The organism is Microlunatus aurantiacus (assembly GCF_039536605.1).
Classification (GTDB): Bacteria; Actinomycetota; Actinomycetes; order Propionibacteriales; family Propionibacteriaceae; genus Microlunatus; species Microlunatus aurantiacus.
In genome coordinates this window covers 377,323-398,353 of record NZ_BAAAYX010000002.1, presented here as the reverse complement: position 1 = coordinate 398,353, position 21,031 = coordinate 377,323, and the positions used below count along the sequence as shown (strand labels likewise).

The following is a 21,031-nucleotide window of genomic DNA, read 5'->3' as shown; positions in this document are numbered from 1 at the left end:
AGACGGTCAGGCTGAGCCCATGAGCTCCGACCTCGCCCTGGACGCCGACCTCGTCCCCGCCGGGCCGACCCGGCGCGAACGTCGCTGGCTCCCCCTCGCCGCGGCGGGGGTGACGATGGTGCTGTGGGCCTCGGCCTTCGTGGTGATCCGGGCCCTCAGCGGCGCAGTCAGCCCCGGCCCGCTGGCCCTCGGCCGGTTGCTCGTCGGGTCCGTGGTGCTGACCGCCGTCGCCCTGCTGCGGCCCGGTCGCGGCCCGGTCCGGATCCCCCGCGGCCGACCGCTCGTGCTGATCGTCGCGTACGGGGTCCTGTGGTTCGGCGTCTACACGATCGCCGTCAACGCGGCCGGCCGCTACCTGGACGCCGGCACCAGCGCGATGCTGGTCAACCTCGCTCCGGTGATCGTCGCGGTGCTGGCCGGGATCTTCCTCGGTGAGGGTTTCCCGCGCCAGCTGATGGTCGGGCTGCTGATCGCCTTCGCGGGCGTGGTGATCATCGCCTCGGCCTCACGCACCGGTCAGGTCGCTCCGTTCGGCGTGGCGCTGGCGCTGGCGGCCGCCGGTCTGTACGCCGTCGGGGTGCTGCTGCAGAAGCAGGCGCTGGCCACTGTCGACCCGGTGACGGTCACCTGGTTGGGCGCCCTGGCCGGGACGGTGGCGACACTGCCGTTCCTCGGTTCGCTGGTCGGCCAGCTGCGGACCGAGCCGTGGGCGGTGACGGCCGGCGTGGTCTACCTCGGCGTGTTCCCGACCGCGATCGCGTTCCTGCTCTGGAGCTACGCGCTGGCTCGCACCAGCGCCGGCCGGATGGCCGCCTCCTCGTACGTGGTGCCGGGCATCGCCGTGCTGATGTCCTGGGCCCTGCTGGCCGAGGTCCCGGCGGCGGTCGCCCTCATCGGCGGGGCCGTCTCGCTGGCGGGTGTGGCGCTAACCCGTGTCACCTGGGGTCGCTCACGACGACCCTGGGGTCGCTCACGAGCCGGCCGTGGTCACTGACGGTCGCTCCACCGCTCGTACTGGCCGTAGACCTCGGTCCAGGTGGTCTCCGGCACCGCCGCCTTGACCGCCGTGTACAGGTCGCCGGATCCGGTGGCCACGGCCCGTCGACGGACGGACTGGCCGAAGCCGTCGCGGAGGTCGGCGACGATCACCGCCGAGCCGGGTGGCACGTCGTCCACCTCCTCGGCCCGGACGACCTGCGTGCACGCGGAGGCGGTCGCCGCGGGGTCGGGTCGGAAGTCGGCACCCCACCGCTGCGCCGACCCGTAGCCGGGAGTGACCTCGAAGCGACCGCGGTCCCCGTCGAGGGTGATGGTCCACTCGACGTGGAACGGCGGCGGCACCGAGCTCCCGGTGTAGGCCACGGAGCCTGAGACGGGCGGCTCGCAGTCCCGCTGGGTCACGGCACAACCCGCCGCCGTCAGCAGCAGGGCAGCAGCGACGGCGACACGCAGCCAGCAGACGAGCATGCGCGCAGGATAGGCCGCCGGGGGTTCGTTGCCCAGGGTCCCGAAGCCCGTCCGCGACCGGTCCGCCCGGCGCCGCGTCGAACCGGCGGCAGACGTTATATTTCGCACGTCAGCAGACGATCGTCACGAGCGTCGGGGGGCTGGTGCGTGAGGAGTCATCGTGGAACCAACGCGCGGCGAAGCCGTAGCCCCATCCCCAGGCGTCACCGAGGCGCGCGTCCGTAGCGCCCGGCTGGCGGCCGGCAGCTCGGTGCGCGGCTGGGCCGTTGGCCTCAGCCCACTCACCAACGAGACGCGCTGGTCGCAGGCCTGGGCGCGGATCGGGGTGCTGTCCTCGATCACGGCTCTCGTGGTCTACAGCACCTGGCGCATCCTGTTCACGTTGCCGCCGTCCGGCTGGAACCTGGTGGCGGCCTGGTTGCTGATCGCCTTCGAGATCTTCCCGGTCTTCGGTCTGGTCATCCGGGCCGTCACCCTGTGGAACATCGACACCCGAGCGCCTGCGCCGGTCACCGGCGTCAAACCCGGCCAGCGAGCGGCGGTGCTCATTCCCACCTACAACGAGCCGGTGGAGGTCATCGCCCCCACCATCGCCGCCGCCTGCGCCCTGGAACCGGCGCACCAGACCTGGGTGCTGGACGACGGGGACCGGCCCTGGGTCGCGGAGCTCTGCCGGGGTCTGGGAGCGCGCTACGTCCGTCGTGACGAGCACACCCACGCCAAGGCCGGCAACATGAACCACGCGATGGAGCTGATGCACCGTGAGATCGAGGACGGCGCCGAGCCGATCGACATCATCGCCGTGCTCGACTGCGACCACGTGCCGCTGCCCGGGTTCCTGCGGGACTCCCTGGGCTGGTTCGACGACCCGGAGCTCGCACTGGTGCAGGCCCCGCAGACGTACTACAACTCCGGCGCCTTCGACGACGACGGCGACACCGGCGAGCAGGGCATGTTCTTCCACGTGCTGCTGCCCGCCCGCAACCACGACGGGGCCGGACCCTTCTGGTGCGGCTCGACCTCGCTGATCCGGCTGTCCGCGCTCCGCGAGGTCGGCGGCATCTCCACCGCGACGATCGTGGAGGACATGCACACCACCCTGGCCCTGATCCGGGCCGGCTGGAAGACGGCGTACCACCATCAGGTGCTGGCGGTCGGTCTGGCCCCGGACACGCCCGAGCAGTACCTGCTGCAACGGCGCCGCTGGGGCATGGGCTCGATGCAGGTCCTCGTCACCGAGCGCCTGTGGGCGGCGAAGCGGTGGTTGTCCTGGCGCAACTACTACGAGTACCTGTCCGGCACCGTGTACTGGCTCGAAGGGGTGGGAACCGTCTTCGCCTTCTTGATCCCGGTGCTGATCCTGGTCAGTGGCGCGCAGGTCTCGACCGCCGACCCGCTCACCTTCTCCATCGCCTTCGTGGCGATGTTCAGCATCCGGCTCTGGGGTTCCCGCCGGATGTTCCGACTGCACCTGCACTGGCTGACCGCCTTCGCACTGCGGATCCTCCGGGTCCCCGTCGGTCTGTCCTGCCTCTGGTGGCTCATCACCCGCCGGACCCTGGAGTTCCAGGTCACACCCAAGTCCGGGGCCGACGACCGTCTCCGCGGGCGCGCCCCGACCGCGGTCTGGGCGCTGATCTGGCTGATGGTGGCCGTCGCGGTCTACGCCCTGCTCGGTCTCAGCGGACTGGTCCCCTGGCACGTCGACCCCGCCTCGACCGTCGCCTCCGGGCTGTGGCTGGTGCTGGCCGGCACGGTGCTGGTGCTCGGTGTCCGGCGGATCCAGTCCGACGCCTACGCGACCTCCCGCCGCAACGCCCACCGGTTCAACGTGCAGGCGACGGTCTCGGTCGGCGCCGTCGAGGGTGAGCTGGTCGACATCTCCGTCGGGGGTGCCGCCGTCCGCTTCGCCCGGGGCACGACCCCGCCGGACGGCGACGTCGAGTTCCTGCTGCCGGGCGCCGACCCGGTGACGCTGCAGACGGTGCGGATGATCACTGGAGACGACGGCACCTCCACCGTCACCACCTACCAGGTGCGATACGGCGACTGGGCCGCGTACCGGACCATCTCGATGTGGCTCTTCCACACCCCGCCCGGCGCGGTCGAGGGACTTCCCGCGGGGGTGCCGGCCGTGGCTGTGGCCGAGACCACGCAGCGGGGACAGCGGACCCTCGCCCGCCAGTACGGTCGCGACGTCGGCGATCCGGAGGACCGACGGCCATGACCGCCGGCCCGCCCGAGTCCCTTCCGGAGGAGCTCCCGCCGTCGGCACCCGTGCCGGAAGCGCCTGCGCCGGAAGGGACCGCGCCGGAAGCGCCCCGGGCGGCGGCGCGCTATCCCTCCCGGCACCCGCGCCTGTGGGTGTTCTACCTGGCGACCGGCGCCGTCGCCATCGTCCTTTATTACGCCGTGCCGCTGGACCCCGTGCAGACGATCATCTACCAGCTGATGGGACTGGCGGCCGGTGCTGCCCTCATCCTGGGGGCACGCCTGCACCGCCCTGCTCGCCGCCTGTCCTGGTACCTAATGGGCGCGGGGATGCTCATCTGGTCCCTGGCGGACCTGGTCGGGAACGCGTACGGGGGCGGCTTCCCCACCCCCGCGGACCCGATCTACCTGATCGGCTACCCCGTGGTCGCCGTCGGCATCTGGCTGCTGCTGCGCGGTCGCCACCGCGGCCGGGACCCCGGCGCCGCCCTGGACAGCGCCATCCTCACCACCTCCCTGGGGGTGCTGTCGTGGGTGCTGCTGGCCCGACCGACGATCGAGACCTTCCAGGACTCTCGCTGGGCCGCCGTCATCGCTGTCAGCTACCCACTCGCCGACATCGTGCTGGCCGGTCTGCTGATCCAGCTGCTGACCACCCCCGGCGGACGCACCCGCTCCTACCGGCTCCTGGCCCTCGGTCTGATCGCCCTGATCGCGGCGGACACCGCCTCCTCGGCGCTCAAGATGGTCACCTTCGACAGCTCGCAGCCGATCGACTTCCTGTGGCTGGTGTCCTACCTGTGCTGGGGAGCCGCCGCCCTCGACCCCACCATGGTGTCCCTCTCGGCGCCCACCGTGCAGCCACGGACGCAGTTCAGTCGCAAGCAGCTCGCGGTGCTGACCGCGGCCGTGCTGGTCTCCCCGCTCATCCTGGCGGTGCAGGCCGCTCTCGGTCTGCCGCTGTCGGTGTGGGGGGTGATCGTGGGCTCGGTGCTGTCCTTCGTCCTGGTGGTGGCCCGGATGAACCTGTCACTGGAGCAGATCCAGGCTGCCAACGCCGAGCGCGAGGCCGCGCAGAACGAGCTCACCCACCAGGCGGCCCACGACTCCCTCACCGGCCTGGCCAACCGCGCCCAGGCCATCCGACTGATCTCGGGCGCCCTCAGCCGAGCCCAACGCACCGGTGCCGTGGTCGGTCTGCTGTTCATCGACCTCGACGGGTTCAAGCAGGTGAACGACACCCTCGGCCACCATGCCGGTGACGAGGTGCTGAAGACCGTGGCCCTGCGGATGCTGGAGACCGTACGGGCCGGGGACGTGGTCGCCCGGCTCGGCGGCGACGAGTTCGTGGTCCTGCTGGAACCGATGGACGAGCAGGCCTCCGGCCTCGGTGTGGCCGACCGGGTCATCCAGGCGGTCTCGGAGCCCATGCTGCTGGCCAGCGGTCACGAGGCCACCATCGGCGCCAGCGTGGGACTGGCCATCAGCCAGGACGGTGACACCGACGCCGACCGCCTGATGATGGAGGCCGACCTCGCCGTCTACCGGGCCAAGGGACTCGGTCGGGGCCGGACGGAGGTGTTCGACCGCGCCCTGCGCGAGCGGCTCCAGCAGCGCGGGGTGCTGGAGGACGCCATCCAGGTCGCCATCCGGCACAACGCGATCGAGCTCACCTTCGACCCTGTGGTCGAGCTCATCACCGGCGAGCCCAACGGCTTCGAGGCCCGAACCGCCTGTGAGGTGGCGGGCGTGCTGCACGATCGCGCGTCGCTGGTCGCCGACCTCGGCCGCAACCCCGCCGTCGCCGATCTCGACGCGTGGTGCCTGCGGCGCGCGACCGCCGTCATGGCGGGACTGGGCGACCAGGTCGGCGCCGTGACCATCGGCGTGCCCGTCACCCTGCAGCACATGGTGCAGGACCGGGTGATCACCGACGTGGACCAGGCCCTGTCCCGCTCCGGCCTCCCCGGTGACCGGCTGGTGCTCATCCTGTCGGCCGACGAGCTGAGCGAGGACCTGCGGCTGCTCGGCAACCTGATCCGGCTGCGCGAGCGAGGCGTACGGATCACCATGGACGGCTTCGGCACCGGCGCCGGCCCGACCAACCAGTGGCTGCAGCTGCCGATCGTGAACGTACGCCTGGACGCCACCCTGCTCCGCGAAGCGGCCGCCCCCCTCGGCGGCGGACGCTCCTCGGGTGGCGCGGACCAGGACGGCCGGGACCCCGGTGGCACCCCGGTCCCGGTCCAGCTGCTCCGGTTGACCGTCCAGACCGCCCACGCCTTCGGTTACCGGGTGATCGCGCCCACCATCGACGACGAGAGCATGTTGGCGGCGGCCACCGAGGCCGGCTGTGAGCTCGGCCAGGGGACGGCGATGGCGGAGATGCTCGCCGACCAGACCGTGGAGTACGAGCGGCTGATGGCCTTCGCTCATCGTTGACCGTCCCGATCCCCCTGCCCGACCTCCGGCCGCGCAGAGACCGGCCTCGAGCTGGGCATCGGCTTCGTACTCTTCAGCCCCCTCGGCAAGGGCTTCTCGACCGGCACCATCAAGACCGCTGACGACGTGGCCGGCCAGACCACGGCGATCTTCGGGTAGCAGAGGCCGGCTGGAGCGAGCGGGTCAGCGATGCGAGCTCAGCACGACGAGCAGAACGGCGAGCGCTGCGATCTGCACCGCCATCACGCCGAGCACCAGGGCGGTAATGGACTGCTGGTAGAGAACCCCAGCGCCCACTCCGCCGATCAACGCCCCGGCTCCCTGGACGGCGGCGAACCAGCCGTAGGCGGTGGCTCGCCGACCGCGGGGCACGAGGTCGGCGACAAGGGCCTTGACTGTGGAGTCCTGTATCCCGACCGCGAATCCCCACAGCAGCACACCGGGCAGCACCAGGGCCAGGGAGTCACCGAAGGCCAGAGCTGCGGCCGCCGCGACCAGGAGCGGCAGCATCACCAGCACCCGACCGCCGAACCGGTCGTATGCTCCGCCGGTGACCAGCGCAGCGACTGCGCCGGCGGCCATCGCGGCGGCGTACAGCAACGGCACGCCGGCCTCAGAAACCACGGCCTGCTCGACGAGGTGGAACCCGATCAACCCGTAGGTCACCAGCCCGGCCGTGCAGAGCGCCGCCCCGGCTGCCAGCCACCAGAACGCGGCCGGCAGCCCGGCTCGAGGCAGCCGCGTCTCGTCCTGGTGTGCAACGATCGCGCCGGATGGCCTCGAGACCGTCGTCTCGGAGGAGACAGGCATGTGGCGCCGGGTCACCACCAACAGCACCACGGCAACGGCACCAGGCACGGCCAGCACGGCCAGAGCGAGCTGCAACCCGCCGGCGCTGGTGGCGGCCGTTGCCACGATCGCCGCGACGAGCAACGGCCCAGCGAACGCCCCGATCTGGTCCAAGGCCTTGTGCACGCCCATCCCGCGGCCCATCCCGACCTGACCAGCGGCATCGGCCAACAGAGCCGACTTCGCCGGACTCCTGATCGCCTTCCCGACCCGTTCGGCCAAGATCAACCCCGCCGCGACAGCCAGGCCGGCCGCCCCCAACAGCGGGGTGACAGCCAGCAACGGCACGCACACCGCAGTGAGCACATAGCCGCTGATGGTGAGAGCCCAGTAGCGACCGGTACGGTCCGCAACCCGCCCCGACACCAGCCGCAGCGCCAACGCCGCAGCCTCCCCCGCCCCGGTGACAGCGCCGACGACGAGCGCCGACGCACCCAGCGTGGCCAGCAGCGGTCCGTACACCGACCGAGCGCCCTCGTAGACCAGGTCGGCAGCCAAGCTGATGACGCCAAAGCCGAACACCGTCCGCCACGGTGACCACGGAGCGGGTCCGACTGCCCCGTTGACGACAGGGGAACGATCAGACCGTCGCGGCTCAGGCACGTGGCACAACGATAGAGATGACAAGGCGACCCCCCGCATCGATCTCGCAGATGGGTCGCTCAATGGACGTCTTGCGGGCACCGATGCGTCGGTTGCTAGTGAGATCTGGCCCGTGGGGCGACGTGGTCCTCGAGCCCACGCGCGTCGTGGCCGGATAGGCGGTTCGCCTTCGAGTCGGGCCAAGAGCTCGGAGGTCCGCTTGCGGTGGCCACAATCGCGAGGCCGGCCGAGCTACCAAGGCTCTTCTGTGACCCGCCGTCTTCTGATTGGTCGGTCTTGGGCAGGATCCGAATGAGTTCTGATCGCTATGCTGTTCAGGTTGCGGTTGCATGGTGAGGCCTGCTTGGCGCTCTATCGACCGGCTAGGCGGTACATGGTGAATGCAGCAGTTCGGGTCGGCTTGATCGGGACCAGCGGCTGGGCCGCAGGCTTCCACCTGCCAGTTCTTCAGTCCCACGATGCTGCGGTCGTGGCAGCCGTCTGCGGCAGGGATCGACAACGCGCAGCTGCGCTTGCCGACCAGCATGGTGTCGAACAGGTCTACACGGACTACCAGACGATGTTTGACGAAGCCGAGTTGGACGCGGTCTCGGTGGTCACCCCGGAGGACCTTCACCACCCGATGGTGATGGCAGCACTGCGAGCCGGTTTGCACGTGCTGTGTGAGAAACCGATGGCGTTCAGTGCGGCACAGTCCGCGGAGATGCTGGCCGCCGCCGAGTGCGCCGGGGTGAAACACATGGTGCAGTTCACCAACCGGGGATTGCCGCACTACCGGTACGTGAAGTCGCTGCTCGACGACGGCTATGTCGGCCAGCCGTACTACGGCTACTTCTACTGGCCCACCGGGTGGGGCCCGTCAGAGGAGGTCGACAACTACCACTGGGCGTCTGATGCTCGACGAGCAAGGGGAGCTGTCAACGAACTGGGCGCACACATGATCGATGTGGCCCGGTGGTACATGGGTGACGTCGTCCGAGTGAGCGCCTCACTGCGCACGTTTGTCCAGCGCGCCGACATCGACGGCGGGGTGATGGACAACGCGAACGATTCCGCCTGCCTGCTGCTGGACTTCGCCAGTGGTGCCCACGCTGTGCTCCACGTCGGCATGCCGAACATCGTCGGACCGGGCCTCGCCCACACAGGACAAACCGTCATCATCAGCGGACACGACGGCAGCCTCGAGGCCCGCTGCGATCCCTGGACGGATGTAGCCGTCTCCGAGATCGTCGGTCTCCGTCGACGAGCGGAACAAGCCGAAACCCTCGCCATTCCAGACGACTACTTCGGCGGCACCCCCCGCGGTAACGCGTTCGACGTGTTCCGACGACAGTCCATCGGTCCTCGCTTGTTCATTGACGCGATCGTCGGCGATCTGGACATTAGCCCGAACTTCGCTGACGGGCACCAGGTACAGCGCATCATCGAAGCGGCCGTGCGATCCGGGCTGAGCGGCACAGCGCAAGACCTCTAGCCGCAATCGCGTCCCGCGTGTGCGGTGCTGATCGCGCAGCGTCCGACAGCGAGAATTCCCGACGCTGAGCACGTGATTCCTCACTTGCTGCTCCCGATCCGCCTTCGATCGGATGAACCGCGAGCACACTGGTCGCGTGACAGAACCGTGGAGGTGCCGGCTTGCACTTCACGAGTGGGAGCTTCGGGAGAACCCGGAAACACACGTCCCCTACCAGGCCTGTCGCCGCTGCGATGCGGAGCGAGACACCCGCGCCCCAAGTGGGGCGGCGGGACAGTCGATGATGTCAATCGGACGAACCCAGGCGGACTGCCTTACGGCCCTGGCTAGGCGCCAGACTGAGTTCAGTCGAAGCCACGCTGCCGGAGCCGGTGAACCACGGCCCGGTTGACGGTCGATCTACGAAAGGGCGGCGCCGCGACCCATGGTCCGCTCGGGCCAGGCCTGAGACCCCGGGAGCACAGATGATGACCGGATGATCGGGAACCCTTCTTAGATTGGAGACCAGATCTCGATGAGGGACTTCTCGAGATCAGTGAGGTCGAAGTACTTGTTGCAGGCCACGACCACGGAGGTGGCACGGTCCGGGCTGACCCAGAAGCTGGTGACGAACCCCTCCCATCCGCCAGGGTGGCCGAGCCAGCCCTTCTCGCCTTTGACGATGCCGGCCCCGTAGCGGTTCTTCTCACCGGTAGGGCCAGGCGGAACATCGACGGCGTCGGCGACGACCGCCGCCTGCCAGTCCGCTCCGCCGACCTCGCCCGTGCGGTAGTTGTCCCCCCAGCGCGCCAGCTCTGCCGGTGTCGTCTGGATCGCTCCGTCCCCTACCTGCTCCCACTGGTGGTCGACGACCTCGTACTGCCCAGCGCCATCCCGATAGGACACAGCCTTCCCGGGCACGCGGGCGTTGGGTTCGACGACCATGTCCAAGTTCAGCGGCTCGAAGATCTCCGTCGTCAAGTACTGCCCCAGAGGCCGACCCGAAACCTTGCGGACCACCTCAGCCAGCAGGACGTAGTTGGAGTTGGAGTAGGCCCAGTTCGAACCCGTCGAGAAGTCGAGAACTCGGACCCTGGCCAGCGCTTCCACCGCCTGCCGCTGCGTCGTCCGCTCCGAAAGCTCGAACCCTTGGTCCTCGAGTAACCGCTGATAGTCGGGGATCCCGCTGGTGTGATGCATCAGATGAGCCAGAGTCGTCTGCTGTGACCACCCCGGGAACTCGGTCAGGTGATCAGCCAACGGATCTTCCAGCTGCAGCTTCCCAGCATCGCGAAGGAGCAGGACAGCGGCGGCGGTGAACTGCTTGGACACAGAGCCGATGTCGAACACGGTGCTGGCCGTGATCGGCGACTTCGACGCAAGATCGGCAAGGCCCTGAACGCCACGCCAGACCACCTCGCCCCGCTGTGCCACCGCGGCGGAGCAACCAGGTTCGTCGACGTTCGCGAGCAGCTCCAGCACTTCCTGGGCCCGGTCGGCCCGGCTGGCTGAGTCGCCGGCCGGAGTCGGAGCTGGCGCAACCTCGCTCTGTCCCTGGACACAGGCGACGCAGACGATCAGACAGCACAGCACCGCAGTGCTGAGCGACGCTCGCACGCAATGGCCCACGATGCATCGGCTCCTACCCAACGAGTCGGGCAGCAGGGTCGCTGCCGATTTGCCGTCTCCTCGTCCTACCACCGGAACAGCCACCGCGTCACCCGGCGGAGTCATGCGCTCGAGGAGGCACACTCGGCTCCTAGACATGGGTGGGCGGCCTTCGCCGATCGGCGCGGCTACGCCGACTCGGGCCTTGGCGGCGTCAGGATCCGACACGGCGACGCTGAAGTGCCGGTACGGCGGTCGCTCCACCGGACTCAACACCCCACTCGCGTGGCAACGTGGCCGGCAAGGTCCCTGCGACCGAGGATGTGACGCGAGGCGCCGAACCCTGTGTTGCCGGGCGCCGTCTGTCGTTTGGTGAAACAGAGGTCCGCATGGGCGACCGACGAGTTGCCGCTGGTGGGCGGCGCCAAGCGCGTCGGCGGGCGCGTGCCGCCCGACGATCCCACCATCGGCGGGTGCGATGCCGCTGACGCAGCGGCCACGAGCATCACGAGGCGGATTGCAGGTCTGCCAGGCCAGCGGCGATCTGGCCTGGGTGGCCGGCGTTCCCGGCGTTGATGGTTGTTCCGGAGGCGCCAGGATCCGCGGTTTCCCGGATCCGCGTCATCAACTCCGGCATCGCGGCATCAGCGACTGTCAACCGGAGCGGGGGTCTCCGGCCGGTGGCCCTAGCGGGAGTGTCGCCGTCACGGTGCTGCCCGTGGGCGTGGTGTGGTGGCTGACGTTGCCACCCAGTTCACTGGCCCGCTCACTCATCGAGCTCAGGCCGACGCCCGGGACCCACTCACCCCCGCCGGCCCCGTCATCGGAGACTGCTATCTCAAGGCCGTCGTCGTGCACGCGAAGGACGAGGCCGGCTCGCGTAGCACCGCTGTGTCTCACGACGTTGGTGAGTGCCTCTAGCACGATCCGGTAGGCCGCGACTTCGACGGCAGCGGACAGCGGCGGAAGATCGCTCGCCTCGATGTCGATCGGCAGGCCGTGCAGCGCGTCGATCTTGACCTGGACGGCGCCCAGCAGGCCGAGCTCGTCGAGGGCCGGCGGTCGTAGGCCGTAGGCCAGCGCGCGGATCTCGTCGATCGCCATCTCCGCCTCTTCCCGGATACGGTCCAGCATCGGCGTTGTCGCGCTGTTCGCCGCAGCCAGCCTGGCGGCATCTGCGGTGAAGGCGATCCCTGTCAGCCGGGGCCCGAGCCCGTCATGGAGGTCGCGCCGCAGCCGACGCCGTTCCTCCTCGCGCGCCGAGGCACTCGCGGCTCGTGCTCGTTGAAGACTCGCCGCCTGAGACTGTGCCCTGATCGTCTGCACCAGCATCGGCAGAGCCAGGGTGAGAACGCGATCGTCGTCACGGGACAGGCCGAGGTCGCCGGACCGGATCCCGACGACCAGCTGACCGATGTGCTCACCGTCGGAGTCGATCGGAAACACGCGGCGGCGGTCGGTGGGAGTGCCGACCTCGATGTCGTCTTCGCCGACGAGCGCAAGCGCGGCGTACGGGAGCACCAGGCCCTCCTGGATCGCCCGCACGGCAACGGTCGGGTCGTCACCGATGCTGACCGCTACCCGCTGCGCAGCGGTGAGGGCGTCGGGCCGGAATCCGAACAGGGCTCCATCGGCCACTCTCTGGAGAACTCCGAGCAAGGGAGTCCAGAGCATCCCACACAGCGCTGTGATCAGCGCCACCGAAACGATCCCGGGCGATTTTCCAAGTCGCCACTCGACGACCGTGTAGATCAACGTCGCGATGGCGAACACACAAGCGATGGAGAAGACCCAGGCGGCAACGCGCGATGCCAACCAGCGGCCGTCCAGCAACCCATGTCTTCGGGTGCCGAGCAACGCCGCGACGCCGATCAGGCCCAGGGCGGCATAGGCGGCGGAAGCGATTCCGGTGGGCGTCCCACCCAGGGCGACGACCCCGATGCCGAACAGGGTGATGCTTCCGGTGCTCAGTACCCACAGCAGAGCGCCTCGCGTCTCGGTCGAAGCAGTTTCTAGTCGCCACCACAGGTGGCTCAACCCGATGGTGGCGAGGAACAACCCGATCCAGACGAGATCGCCGACGTCCAGCCCATCGATGCGTCCCAGCCGCTCCGCGATCAGCGGGGTCCCGATGAGGGCACCCGCCAGCGTCAGCGCGGTGGCGAGGTCGCAGGTGAACCGCGGGTAGGTCGCCACTGCGGCGGTCAGGACGGTCATCGCCGCGACGCCGGCATAGGCCGCCCCCTCCGGGGGGAGGAATCCGACCACGACGAGAAGACACCCAGACGCAATGAAGAGCCCACCCGCTGGGAATCTCCTCGCCTGGAGGACGAGCCCGAGACCCGACAGCACGAACAGCAAGCCCGCGACCGCCCAGCCGACTTCGATCGTGTCCACCGTCATCGGAATGGAAGCCCCTGCTGGTGGGCCAGGAGGATGGCTTCGGCACGACCCGCCACGCCGAGCTTGCCGTAGATCGAGGTGAGCTGGTTGCTCACCGTCTTCGGCGAGACGAACAACCGGGCCGCGATCTCATTCGTCCGGTTGCCAGCGACCAGCAGATCCAGAACCTCGCGTTCGCGCTCGGACAGCTTGGGAAACGGGTAGTTGCGGGCCGGGCGGGCGGTGCCGATCTGCGCCAAGAGCACATCGGCTACTCCTTGCCCGAAGATGGCCTGACCCCCGACGACTGCGTGCAGAGCTGCGGCGACGTCGGCGTGACCTGCTCCCTTGAGGAGGTACCCCCGAGCGCCGGCGCGCATGGCACCGACCGCAGTGGCCTCGTCGCTGTACATCGTCAGCATGAGCACCGCGACACTCGGGACGAGGCTGGTGATCCGGCGCGTTGCTTCCACTCCGTCGAGGCCGGGCATCTGAACGTCCATCAAGATCACGTCAGGCTTCAGGATCACCGCCTGCTTGACCGCTCCATCGCCGGTGGCCGCCTCGCCCACCACGTCGATGCCGTCCAGCTGGCCCAGCATCAACGCAAGACCATCCCGCACGACGGCATGGTCGTCAGCGATCAGGACCCGGATGGTCATGCCTTCATCTTCGCCCCTGCGACTGCCCACTGCGGTAGGAGTTGGTGCCCGACAATCGGGAGAGTTCCTGATCGCCACGGGACGGACCCGGCCCGCATCGTGGTGGTGTCACCTCAACCAGGAAAGGGCGCCATCATGTCGAGCACCACACAGTCCAGCAGCAAGGCCCGATTCTCCGTCGCCAACCGCCTAGGGCACGGGTTGGGCGTGCTCATCTCTGTGGGCAACGTGCTCGTGGGGATGTCGCCCGGCGCCCGCGAAGGCGACGGCTACAACGGCACCGTCTGGATCGCCTTCGTCGTGGTCGGCGCCATCGGTGTGGTGGCCCTGGTCGCGTCGTGGATCACCAGAGCGAGCGCCCCACGCCGCATCGGCGGTGTTGCCCTGGTGATCCTGGGAGTGGCGAGTCTCGGCGTCCTGTTCGTCCCCGACATCGGCACGGCAGGGCGCATCGCCAACTCCGTCGGCGCCCTGCTGCAGTTCGGTGCCGCGACCTTGGTCCTGCTTCCCTCGCGCAACAGCAGCTAGCCGTCGAGAGCCAAGTCGACTCAGCCGCGGCCCTGCGCATCATCCGGCCCGCTCGAACCAGTCCAGCGAGAGCTCAGCCACCACGGCTGGTGCGTCGTCGGTGAGGAAGTGCGCCGCGTCATCGACGTAGCCGAACTCGACGTCGGCAGTCTTCGGCCGCCGCGGTCATCTGTAGACCGAGCAGGTTCGACGTGATCGGCGTAGCGTCCCGGATCGGGACAGATGAGCTGAACATCGGGACCCCGAGCCGCCGACGGCGGTAGCTCCCCTCATCATCTGCAGGGCTTCAGGCCGAACCGTGCCACGGGCCTGTGGACACACCGCTGGGTCGATATCGGGTCGTCGCATCGGCGCTGGTGGCGCGGCTGTAGCGCCGGGCGAGGGTTCGACAGGCGTCGACCAGTTCGCTCGGCCCGAGGACAGTGATGTCGGCGTCGAACGTGGCCAGGAGGCCAGCGATCCCGGCCCACGACCAGGCACCCACAGTGAGCCGGGTCTGGTGAGGGCTGACGTGCTCGACCACGGACCCGCCAGGGGCCCAACGGGCGACCGGATCTGGTGGAAGGTCGACCAGTGCAGTGCCACAGCACTGCCAGCGTGCCGGGGTGTCCCCGCGGTCCCAGCTGGTCATCACGTACCGAGCGACGTCGGGCTCGGGTAGCTGGCGACGGGGAAAGCATGCGCCGGTAGGTGGGCGGGGGTGGATCCGATCGACCCGGAAGATCTGCCAGCTCCCCGGGGCTGCGACGTAGGCCACCAGGTACCAACGGCCGGCCCAGGTCACGAGCTCGTGTGGTTCGACCTGCAAGGGCGCGGTGAAGTCGGCGTCGTGCGGCTCAGGCAGGCGGCCGTCGGGTCTGACGTAGTCGAAACGGAGGAGCTGAGTCGTGCGGATGGCCGCGCCAACGGCACGAAGCCTCTCTGCCGCAATCGGTGGTGCGGCGAACTCCACCAGTTCCGCAGGGCGGTCAGGTGCATGTTGTCGGCCTCGGCGCGGAGGTGCGCAGGCATCAGCTGCTTGATGCTCGTCAGTGCACGGGCGACGGCATCGTCGATCCCAGCGAGGCTGGCTGGTGCCGTCTGCAGAGCGACCGCCACCGCGATCGCCTGGTCGTCGTCGAGAAGCAGTGGAGGGAGCTTGCCGCCCGCACCAAGGCGGTAGCCGCCCCCGGGACCCTTGACGGTGTCGACCGGATAGCCGAGCTCGCGCAGGCTCTGCACATCTCGGCGGAGCGTGCGGACACTGACCTCGAGTCGCTCCGCCAGCTGGGGAGCAGCCCACCTGCTTCGAGCCCCCAGGAGAGAGAGCAGGGCGAGCAGCCGCGAAGACGTGGAGGCCATGAACTGAGTCTGGGGCACATAGCGGACACCCCGCGGCCGCTACCGCTGCGACGGTGGGGTCATGACCACACCAAGTGCCAACCGCCCCGACCTCGACCGCTCAGGCTCCCGCATCGACCACCTCAACGTGGCCGTCCCCCACTTGGCGGCCGCCGTCGCCTTCTACGAGCCCGTACTGGCCTCCGTCGGCATCACCAAGATGCTCGAGATCCCCGCCGTCGCGGACACAGACTTCCCCGCCATAACCGGCTTCGGCCTCGCGAACGTCAAGCCCTACTTCTGGCTCATCGACCAAGGAACCGTCGGGACGAACATGCACCTCGCGTTCACCGTCGACACCCGTGCTCAGGTCGACACCTTCTACGCCGCCGCCCTCGCTGCCGGCGCCACCCCGCGCGAGGCTCCCGCGGTCCACCCGCAGTACCACGACGACTACTACGGCGGCTTCGTCAACGACCCGTACGGAATCAATCTCGAAGCTGTCTGCCACCACCCTGAGAACGATGAGAGCACGAGGTAGAGGGAGCTGCAATAGCCCTACGGTCCTTCCTGTCAGGTGTACCTCGCGAGGTCGACCCTGGGCCCTTCGCGCGGGTTACCTTGCGGCGTCTCGCCGGACGGTCAGCTAGCGTGCGTCCCGCTCGAGGGGTGGGCTCGCCTGCCTCAACCCCTTGGGGGTCAAGGCCGGAGTCTGGCACTGTCGGGGACATGACGTCTGGGCAGCTGCCGACCCGCGGTGAGGACGAGCCACAGCTCGTCGCTCGCCTGGTTGAACAACTGGCACAGATGCCTGGGGTCGAGGCCGTTGCCCTCGGGGGATCGCGGGCGGCAGGCACCCACCACGCCGGCAGCGACTGGGACTTCGGCGTCTACTACAGAGGCGACTGCTTCCGACCCGCAGACGTCCGCGCCCTCGGTCATCCAGGAACTGTGACCGAGCTGGGCGAATGGGGCGGCGGAGTCTTCAACGGCGGCGCTTGGCTGGAGATCGACGAGGCGAAGGTCGACCTCCTCTGGCGCGATCTTGACGTCGTCGACCACGAGATCTCCGAAGCGCAGGCCGGGCGATGGCGCCAGGAACCGCTGATGTTCCACCTCACCGGCATCCCGACCTACATCCTGCTCGCCGAACTCGCCATCACCGCGTCGTGTACGGGGACCTACCCCGGCCTGACTACCCACCGGCGCTGCGGGAGGTGGCCGGTCGAGACTGGGCACGACGTGCAGAACTCACCCTCGGCTACGCGTCTACCGCGCATGCCGCACACGGTCGAACGGCAGCCTGCCTCGGCCTGGTCGCCGTCGGAGCCGCCGAGTATGCCCATGCCTGCGCTGCTACAGCCGGCTCCTGGGTCACCAGCGACAAGAACCTCCTGACCACAGGCGGCATGGGCGACATCGACCGACTCGTGGGAGGGCTCCCGCCCGAGCCCACGTCCGGGCAGCTGCAGACACTCGTCAGGGCCGCCGCCGACCTGGGTCGGCGAGCACTGGCTGATGCCGGAGGCAGGTGACATCCGCCATCTGCGGGCTTCCCGCACGAGGACCGCTGTCGGAGGACCGCCGCGAGCCCGGCTGCGGCCACAGGATGACTCGACTGCATCGACGCGCGCGATGACGTGCTGGTGCCGACCCGCTTGGGGCGGCGTGACGAGCCCGTGACCTTCGACGGGGAAAGATCGGTGAGCGACCCGTCAGACTACGGATGTGCTCTTGGCGTTGAAGATGCTGCTCGCTCCGGCGCTGGTTGTGCTGACGTCGCTGGCCGCCCGCCGGTGGGGTCCGCGCTTCGGCGGGATCCTGGTCACCCTGCCGATCGTGGCGGGACCGATCCTGCTGATCATCGCCCTCGAGCATGGTGGGACCTTCGCCGCCCAGGCAGCCACCTTCGCCACGGCCGGCAACGTGGCCCTGGCCGTGTTCGCCCTCGCGCTCATCGTGGCCGTGGATCGGGTGCCGTGGTGGGCGGCGATGTTGATCGCCTGGGCTGGGGTGCTCCTCACCGATCTCGGGCTGACGCAGATGCAGGTACCGGCCTGGGTGGCGCTGGTCGCCGCCATCCTCGCGCTGCACGGTGTGCAGCATCTGTTGCGCAGGCAGCGGAACGACCCGGTCGTCGCGACCCGGCTGCCGCGGTGGGACCTGCCGGCGCGAGCGGTGGCGACAGCTGTACTCGTGCTCACCGTCACCAAGGCCGCCGAGTGGGTAGGCCCTGAGCTGTCCGGCGTGCTTGCCCCGTTCCCGATCGCGTTGAGTGTGGTCTGCGCGTTCGCCGCCGCGCAGACCGGGCGGGTGGGACTCGTGGGTCTGCTCCGCGGGATCGTGCCCGGGCTGGACGGTTTCGCCCTGTTCTGCTTCGTGCTCGCCGTCACCCTCGACCGCCTGCCGATCTGGGTCTCCTTCACCGCCGCCACGGCGCTGAGCCTGGTCCTGGCGATCGCGCTGATCACGATCGGCCACCGGGACGCTCCCACCGACTCCGCACGCAGGGACCAGCGCATCGAGACACGGCCGCCCCACGATCCCGACAGGCACGCCGCCCCCTGACTCGCCAGTACCTACCGCGCCTACGTCTCTGACAACCCTCCCGTCAGGGCGCAAGGTAGCCCCGGGTCCCGAACTCGAGGAGCAGGTGACGCAGTCGTCGGCCCATCGGGCCAGCTCACGGGGTATCGCGGCCCCATCGGTCGTGGCCGTGGCAACGGCGCGTGCGAAAGACGGTGTGATCACCTCGGCGAGACTCGGTCAGAACAGATTCGATGGCGCCGAGGACGGTTGCTCCGGACTAGCCGTCTCAGCGTGTGCCCCACGTCCACGGTGGCCCGTCGAGGGCCTCTGATCCGAGGATCCGGGTTTCACCCTCCCGCTTCACCAGTCTGATGGTGGTGGTGTCAGCCTCGTCCTCCAGCAGGTCGGACAGCTGGGCGTCGTGGGTGACGACGACGATCTGGGTCCGGAGAGCCGCCCGGGTGATGAGCCCGGCCAGCGCCGGGAGCAGGCTGCGATGGAGGCCGGTCTCCGGCTCGTTGCACACGATCAGTTCGCCAGGACGCGGGCTGAGCAGGGCAGCCACCCACAACAGATAGCGCAAGGTTCCATCGGACAGCTCAGCGGCCCGCAGAGGCCGTAGCAACCCGGGCTGGTGGACCGCGACGTCGAACCGGCCACCCTCGGAGCTGACGCGGAGGCGACTGCCCGGGAACGCGTCGTCGACACAGGCGTCGAGGTCATCGACGACGCCGATCTCCGCGATGGTCTGCAGAGCAGCGGCCAGGTCGCTGCCGTCATCGGCCAGAGCTAGCGTGCGGGTTCCGATCTGCACCGCGCGAGCGGGGGCGCCGGGGTCGGTGCGGAAGGTGTCGTAGAACCGCCAGCTGCGGATCTGGTCCCGGACGGCCAGCACCTCCGGGGTTCGAACCGGGTCTCCGGCCACGGCCAACGCTGACTCGAAACCCTCGAGGTCGGCCACCAACGCCTCGAAACCGCCGTCGTCCCCCCGCACCTGCACCAAGGGGCCACGCCGCTGGAGCAGTGTCGTCGCCGGCCGCAGCACAGGGCCGGCCCAGACCAGCTCTCGCTTGATCTCAGGGTCCAGCGTGAAGGCCGAGCGCGCAGCATCTCCACCCGGCAGACCCAGGTCAGCGAGGTACCCGAAACCATCGCCGGCATACCCGACCCGCAGACTCACGGGGCTCCTCCGTCGGACCCCCCGCCCCTCCGGACCCGCCCACAACACGGACGGCGAACCGCCCTCCCGGGCCAACGAGCTCACCACCCCGCCTTGCGCGCAGTCCGCGAGCAGCCGCAGGGAGCGGTACAACGACGACTTGCCCGACCCGTTCGGACCCGTCACCACAGTCAACCGACCCAGGACCAACCGAAGCTCACGCAACGACCGGTAGCCGGCCACCGACAGGGTCGAGATCACGCTCGCATCCTCGCAGTCGCCTCCGTCCAGCTCTCCTGTTCCCTCTCACCCGGTGCGATCAGACCGCCCTCCGGCACCCGAATCCCAGCCTTCCGACGCCGTACGTGGAGGACCTGCTTCGCGGCGCTCGTGGTGATCAACGCTCAAGGGCGTCCCGCCTTCTGTGGGTAGAGCGTCTCGCCGCGCTTCAGCATCTCCACCATCTCGCTGATCTTGCGAGCCCGACTCTCAACGCGCTTCATGCTCTCGACGCGATGGATCAGCGCGAACCGGTTGGCGCTCGTGAGCACGTCGAACATCGCCTGCGCCTCCGGCTCCGCCGCGATCGCCGCGGCCAGGTCGGCGGGCGCCTGACGGGTCGCCGGACCGGCATAGGCCGCGTCCCACCGCCCGTCGGCGCGCGCGGCATCGACCGCGGCGCGCCCGGCGTCGGTCATCCGGCCCTGCTCCTCGAGCGTCGCCACGAGCGCGACGTTGCGCTGCGACCAGTTGCCTCTGGGCCGGCGCGGGGTGACGCGCACGGTGTAGGTGTCGTCGTCGCGCTTGCCGGCCTGGCCGTCGATCCAGCCGAAGCAGAGCAGCTCCTCGACTGCGCTCGCCCACGTGATCGTGGTGTCCGTCCCGCCCTTCTTGGTCAGCACGAGCCGCACGCCGGGCGACGTCGTGTGGTGCTCTTCGAGCCACGCCCGCAGGGCGTCCGGGTCGGTCACGAGCAGCTCGGGCAGCACGGTTGCCATGCGACTCACGCTAACCGCGACCGCCGACACTCAGCCTGTGAGTGGTCGCGCGTCCGGGTGGCGAAGCCACTCCGCGAGCGCCTCGGCGCTGTGCCCCCTCCTCGAGCAGGAGACGACCATCAGCCCCGCGGCAGGGTCAACCCGCCGCCAGGGCCGCGGGCAGAGGGACCGGCGGACCGGCCCCGTCGATCTCCGTGCGGCACCAGCACCCTCGTCGCCCCTGGGGTGCCTGCCGGTCCGGGCGGAGCGTGACCGGCACGGGGACTCCCCCGCTCCTTCAAGGCGTGGGAACGTGCCCGTCCTGGGTCAGTAGGTGTTCCCGATGGTGTGGTAGCGGTCCGAGCACCGCGGGATGTTCGGCTTGGTCCGGCCCTCACGGCGGACCCGAGAGATCTCGTCCTCGAGGTTGGCCACGCCGTTGTTGCCGAGGTCGGCGTCGCGGCTGTGCGGCCGGACGCAGAAGACGTCGTCGTCGACGGTCTGGTACGCCCTACGGTCCACCCGGAACGTCCACCAGTAGGCCGTGTTGTTGTCGAAGCTCGACATGTCGTCACCGAAGTTGCCGCCCGGGCCGGCGTCGCAGCCCGAGCAGGAATCGTTGTGCAGGTCGTCGTCGTACGACTTCCGCGCCTCCTGCTGGCCCTCGTAGCTGTCGTTCTGCCACATCGTCAGGTAGCCCGCCGATCCAGGGGCGGAGGAGGCCGCCGGCGCCGTCAGTCCCAGGAGGGCGACGCCGACGGCGAGGGACAGGCGCAGGGTCCTGCGGGCAGGTGTGCGCACGTGGGTGCTCCTCGCGGTTGGTCTCGGCCGAGGAGGTCCC

The 21,031-nt window shown here is 69.4% G+C and carries 18 protein-coding genes and 1 pseudogene; 9 read left to right on the top strand and 10 right to left on the bottom strand.

Translation table 11 applies throughout. The annotated features are described in order from the left end of the window. Nucleotides 1-19 precede the first annotated feature (19 nt). Complete coding sequence (locus tag ABD714_RS01985; RefSeq protein ID WP_344810583.1) at nt 20-994, top strand: DMT family transporter; 975 nt, start codon at nt 20-22, stop codon at nt 992-994. Here ABD714_RS01985 and ABD714_RS01980 read toward each other — a convergent pair. Beyond that, complete coding sequence (locus ABD714_RS01980; RefSeq protein ID WP_344810582.1) at nt 988-1,467, bottom strand: hypothetical protein; 480 nt, start codon at nt 1,465-1,467, stop codon at nt 988-990. The two genes, ABD714_RS01985 and ABD714_RS01980, sit on opposite strands and share 7 nt — an antisense overlap. A gap of 160 nt (nt 1,468-1,627) precedes the next feature. On the opposite strand from ABD714_RS01980, the gene ABD714_RS01975 reads away from it, so the two are divergent. Together ABD714_RS01975 and ABD714_RS01970 are read left to right on the top strand one after the other, a co-directional pair. Beyond that, on the top strand, nt 1,628-3,694 hold the full coding sequence (locus ABD714_RS01975) for a glycosyltransferase family 2 protein (RefSeq protein WP_344810581.1): 2,067 nt from the start codon (nt 1,628-1,630) through the stop codon (nt 3,692-3,694). Then, nucleotides 3,691-6,120: a putative bifunctional diguanylate cyclase/phosphodiesterase gene (locus ABD714_RS01970; protein ID WP_344810580.1), complete on the top strand. Its 2,430-nt coding sequence runs from the start codon at nt 3,691-3,693 to the stop codon at nt 6,118-6,120. The genes ABD714_RS01975 and ABD714_RS01970 overlap by 4 nt, the downstream gene beginning before the upstream one ends. Nucleotides 6,121-6,303: 183 nt before the next feature. Here the strand turns inward: ABD714_RS01970 and ABD714_RS01965 are convergent, their stop codons facing one another. After that, nucleotides 6,304-7,467 carry an MFS transporter gene (locus ABD714_RS01965; protein ID WP_344810579.1) on the bottom strand — a complete coding sequence of 388 codons (1,164 nt, stop codon included), beginning with the start codon at nt 7,465-7,467 and terminating at the stop codon, nt 6,304-6,306. Nucleotides 7,468-7,945: 478 nt separating this feature from the next. Between ABD714_RS01965 and ABD714_RS01960 the strand changes: the two genes are divergently transcribed. Then, nucleotides 7,946-9,046 carry a Gfo/Idh/MocA family protein gene (locus ABD714_RS01960; RefSeq protein ID WP_344810578.1) on the top strand — a complete coding sequence of 367 codons (1,101 nt, stop codon included), beginning with the start codon at nt 7,946-7,948 and terminating at the stop codon, nt 9,044-9,046. Nucleotides 9,047-9,538: 492 nt separating this feature from the next. Here ABD714_RS01960 and ABD714_RS01955 read toward each other — a convergent pair whose 3' ends face one another. The 3 genes from ABD714_RS01955 to ABD714_RS01945 form a co-directional block, all read right to left on the bottom strand. Next, a complete protein-coding gene (locus tag ABD714_RS01955) occupies nt 9,539-10,642 on the bottom strand; it encodes a serine hydrolase domain-containing protein (protein ID WP_344810577.1) in 1,104 nt (367 codons plus the stop codon). A 645-nt stretch (nt 10,643-11,287) separates the two neighbouring features. After that, complete coding sequence (locus ABD714_RS01950) at nt 11,288-13,036, bottom strand: sensor histidine kinase (RefSeq protein WP_344810576.1); 1,749 nt, start codon at nt 13,034-13,036, stop codon at nt 11,288-11,290. Continuing rightward, complete coding sequence (locus ABD714_RS01945) at nt 13,033-13,677, bottom strand: response regulator (RefSeq protein WP_344810575.1); 645 nt, start codon at nt 13,675-13,677, stop codon at nt 13,033-13,035. Before ABD714_RS01945 ends, ABD714_RS01950 begins: the two co-directional genes overlap by 4 nt. A gap of 135 nt (nt 13,678-13,812) precedes the next feature. Between ABD714_RS01945 and ABD714_RS01940 the strand changes: the two genes are divergently transcribed. Continuing rightward, nucleotides 13,813-14,205 (top strand): hypothetical protein, encoded by a 393-nt coding sequence (locus tag ABD714_RS01940; protein ID WP_344810574.1) that lies wholly within the window; start codon nt 13,813-13,815, stop codon nt 14,203-14,205. Between the two features lie 286 nt (nt 14,206-14,491). On the opposite strand, the gene ABD714_RS23010 is transcribed toward ABD714_RS01940, so the two are convergent. After that, nucleotides 14,492-15,100 carry a helix-turn-helix transcriptional regulator gene (locus tag ABD714_RS23010; protein WP_425562341.1) on the bottom strand — a complete coding sequence of 203 codons (609 nt, stop codon included), beginning with the start codon at nt 15,098-15,100 and terminating at the stop codon, nt 14,492-14,494. Beyond that, nucleotides 14,986-15,546 carry a helix-turn-helix transcriptional regulator gene (locus tag ABD714_RS01935; RefSeq protein WP_344810573.1) on the bottom strand — a complete coding sequence of 187 codons (561 nt, stop codon included), beginning with the start codon at nt 15,544-15,546 and terminating at the stop codon, nt 14,986-14,988. The genes ABD714_RS23010 and ABD714_RS01935 overlap by 115 nt, the downstream gene beginning before the upstream one ends. Nucleotides 15,547-15,607: 61 nt before the next feature. Here ABD714_RS01935 and ABD714_RS01930 point away from each other — a divergent pair, with 61 nt between their 5' ends. The 4 genes and pseudogenes from ABD714_RS01930 to ABD714_RS01920 all read left to right on the top strand — a co-directional run bounded on the left by ABD714_RS01930 (nt 15,608) and on the right by ABD714_RS01920 (nt 18,093). Next, nucleotides 15,608-16,066, top strand: coding sequence for a VOC family protein (locus tag ABD714_RS01930; protein ID WP_344810572.1), 459 nt, complete (start codon nt 15,608-15,610; stop codon nt 16,064-16,066). Nucleotides 16,067-16,254: 188 nt separating this feature from the next. Further along, nucleotides 16,255-16,374: pseudogene (locus ABD714_RS23005) on the top strand (hypothetical protein); the annotation flags it as partial. Between the two features lie 102 nt (nt 16,375-16,476). After that, nucleotides 16,477-16,923 (top strand): hypothetical protein, encoded by a 447-nt coding sequence (locus ABD714_RS01925; protein WP_344810571.1) that lies wholly within the window; start codon nt 16,477-16,479, stop codon nt 16,921-16,923. 330 nt (nt 16,924-17,253) lie between these two features. Then, entirely contained in the window at nt 17,254-18,093 is an 840-nt protein-coding gene (locus ABD714_RS01920) for a hypothetical protein (protein ID WP_344810570.1), read from the top strand. A 247-nt stretch (nt 18,094-18,340) separates the two neighbouring features. On the opposite strand, the gene ABD714_RS01915 is transcribed toward ABD714_RS01920, so the two are convergent. The 3 genes from ABD714_RS01915 to ABD714_RS01905 all read right to left on the bottom strand — a co-directional run bounded on the left by ABD714_RS01915 (nt 18,341) and on the right by ABD714_RS01905 (nt 20,991). Continuing rightward, nucleotides 18,341-19,474, bottom strand: coding sequence for an AAA family ATPase (locus tag ABD714_RS01915; RefSeq protein WP_344810569.1), 1,134 nt, complete (start codon nt 19,472-19,474; stop codon nt 18,341-18,343). A 143-nt stretch (nt 19,475-19,617) separates the two neighbouring features. Next, the gene (locus tag ABD714_RS01910) at nt 19,618-20,211 is read right to left on the bottom strand and encodes a YdeI/OmpD-associated family protein (protein WP_344810568.1); all 594 of its coding nucleotides are present in this window, start codon (nt 20,209-20,211) and stop codon (nt 19,618-19,620) included. Between the two features lie 306 nt (nt 20,212-20,517). Beyond that, nucleotides 20,518-20,991 carry a hypothetical protein gene (locus tag ABD714_RS01905; RefSeq protein WP_344810567.1) on the bottom strand — a complete coding sequence of 158 codons (474 nt, stop codon included), beginning with the start codon at nt 20,989-20,991 and terminating at the stop codon, nt 20,518-20,520. Between the last annotated feature and the right edge of the window lie 40 nt (nt 20,992-21,031).

Bases quoted from the DNA above. Each gene is read 5' to 3' on its own strand.
- ABD714_RS01935 (WP_344810573.1), bottom strand. From the start codon at position 15,546: ATGGCCTCCACGTCTTCGCGGCTGCTCGCCCTGCTCTCTCTCCTGGGG.
- ABD714_RS01930 (WP_344810572.1), top strand. From the start codon at position 15,608: ATGACCACACCAAGTGCCAACCGCCCCGACCTCGACCGCTCAGGCTCC.
- ABD714_RS01980 (WP_344810582.1), bottom strand. From the start codon at position 1,467: ATGCTCGTCTGCTGGCTGCGTGTCGCCGTCGCTGCTGCCCTGCTGCTG.
- ABD714_RS01940 (WP_344810574.1), top strand. From the start codon at position 13,813: ATGTCGAGCACCACACAGTCCAGCAGCAAGGCCCGATTCTCCGTCGCC.
- ABD714_RS01960 (WP_344810578.1), top strand. From the start codon at position 7,946: ATGGTGAATGCAGCAGTTCGGGTCGGCTTGATCGGGACCAGCGGCTGG.
- ABD714_RS01985 (WP_344810583.1), top strand. From the start codon at position 20: ATGAGCTCCGACCTCGCCCTGGACGCCGACCTCGTCCCCGCCGGGCCG.
- ABD714_RS01945 (WP_344810575.1), bottom strand. From the start codon at position 13,677: ATGACCATCCGGGTCCTGATCGCTGACGACCATGCCGTCGTGCGGGAT.
- ABD714_RS01910 (WP_344810568.1), bottom strand. From the start codon at position 20,211: ATGGCAACCGTGCTGCCCGAGCTGCTCGTGACCGACCCGGACGCCCTG.
- ABD714_RS01970 (WP_344810580.1), top strand. From the start codon at position 3,691: ATGACCGCCGGCCCGCCCGAGTCCCTTCCGGAGGAGCTCCCGCCGTCG.
- ABD714_RS01950 (WP_344810576.1), bottom strand. From the start codon at position 13,036: ATGACGGTGGACACGATCGAAGTCGGCTGGGCGGTCGCGGGCTTGCTG.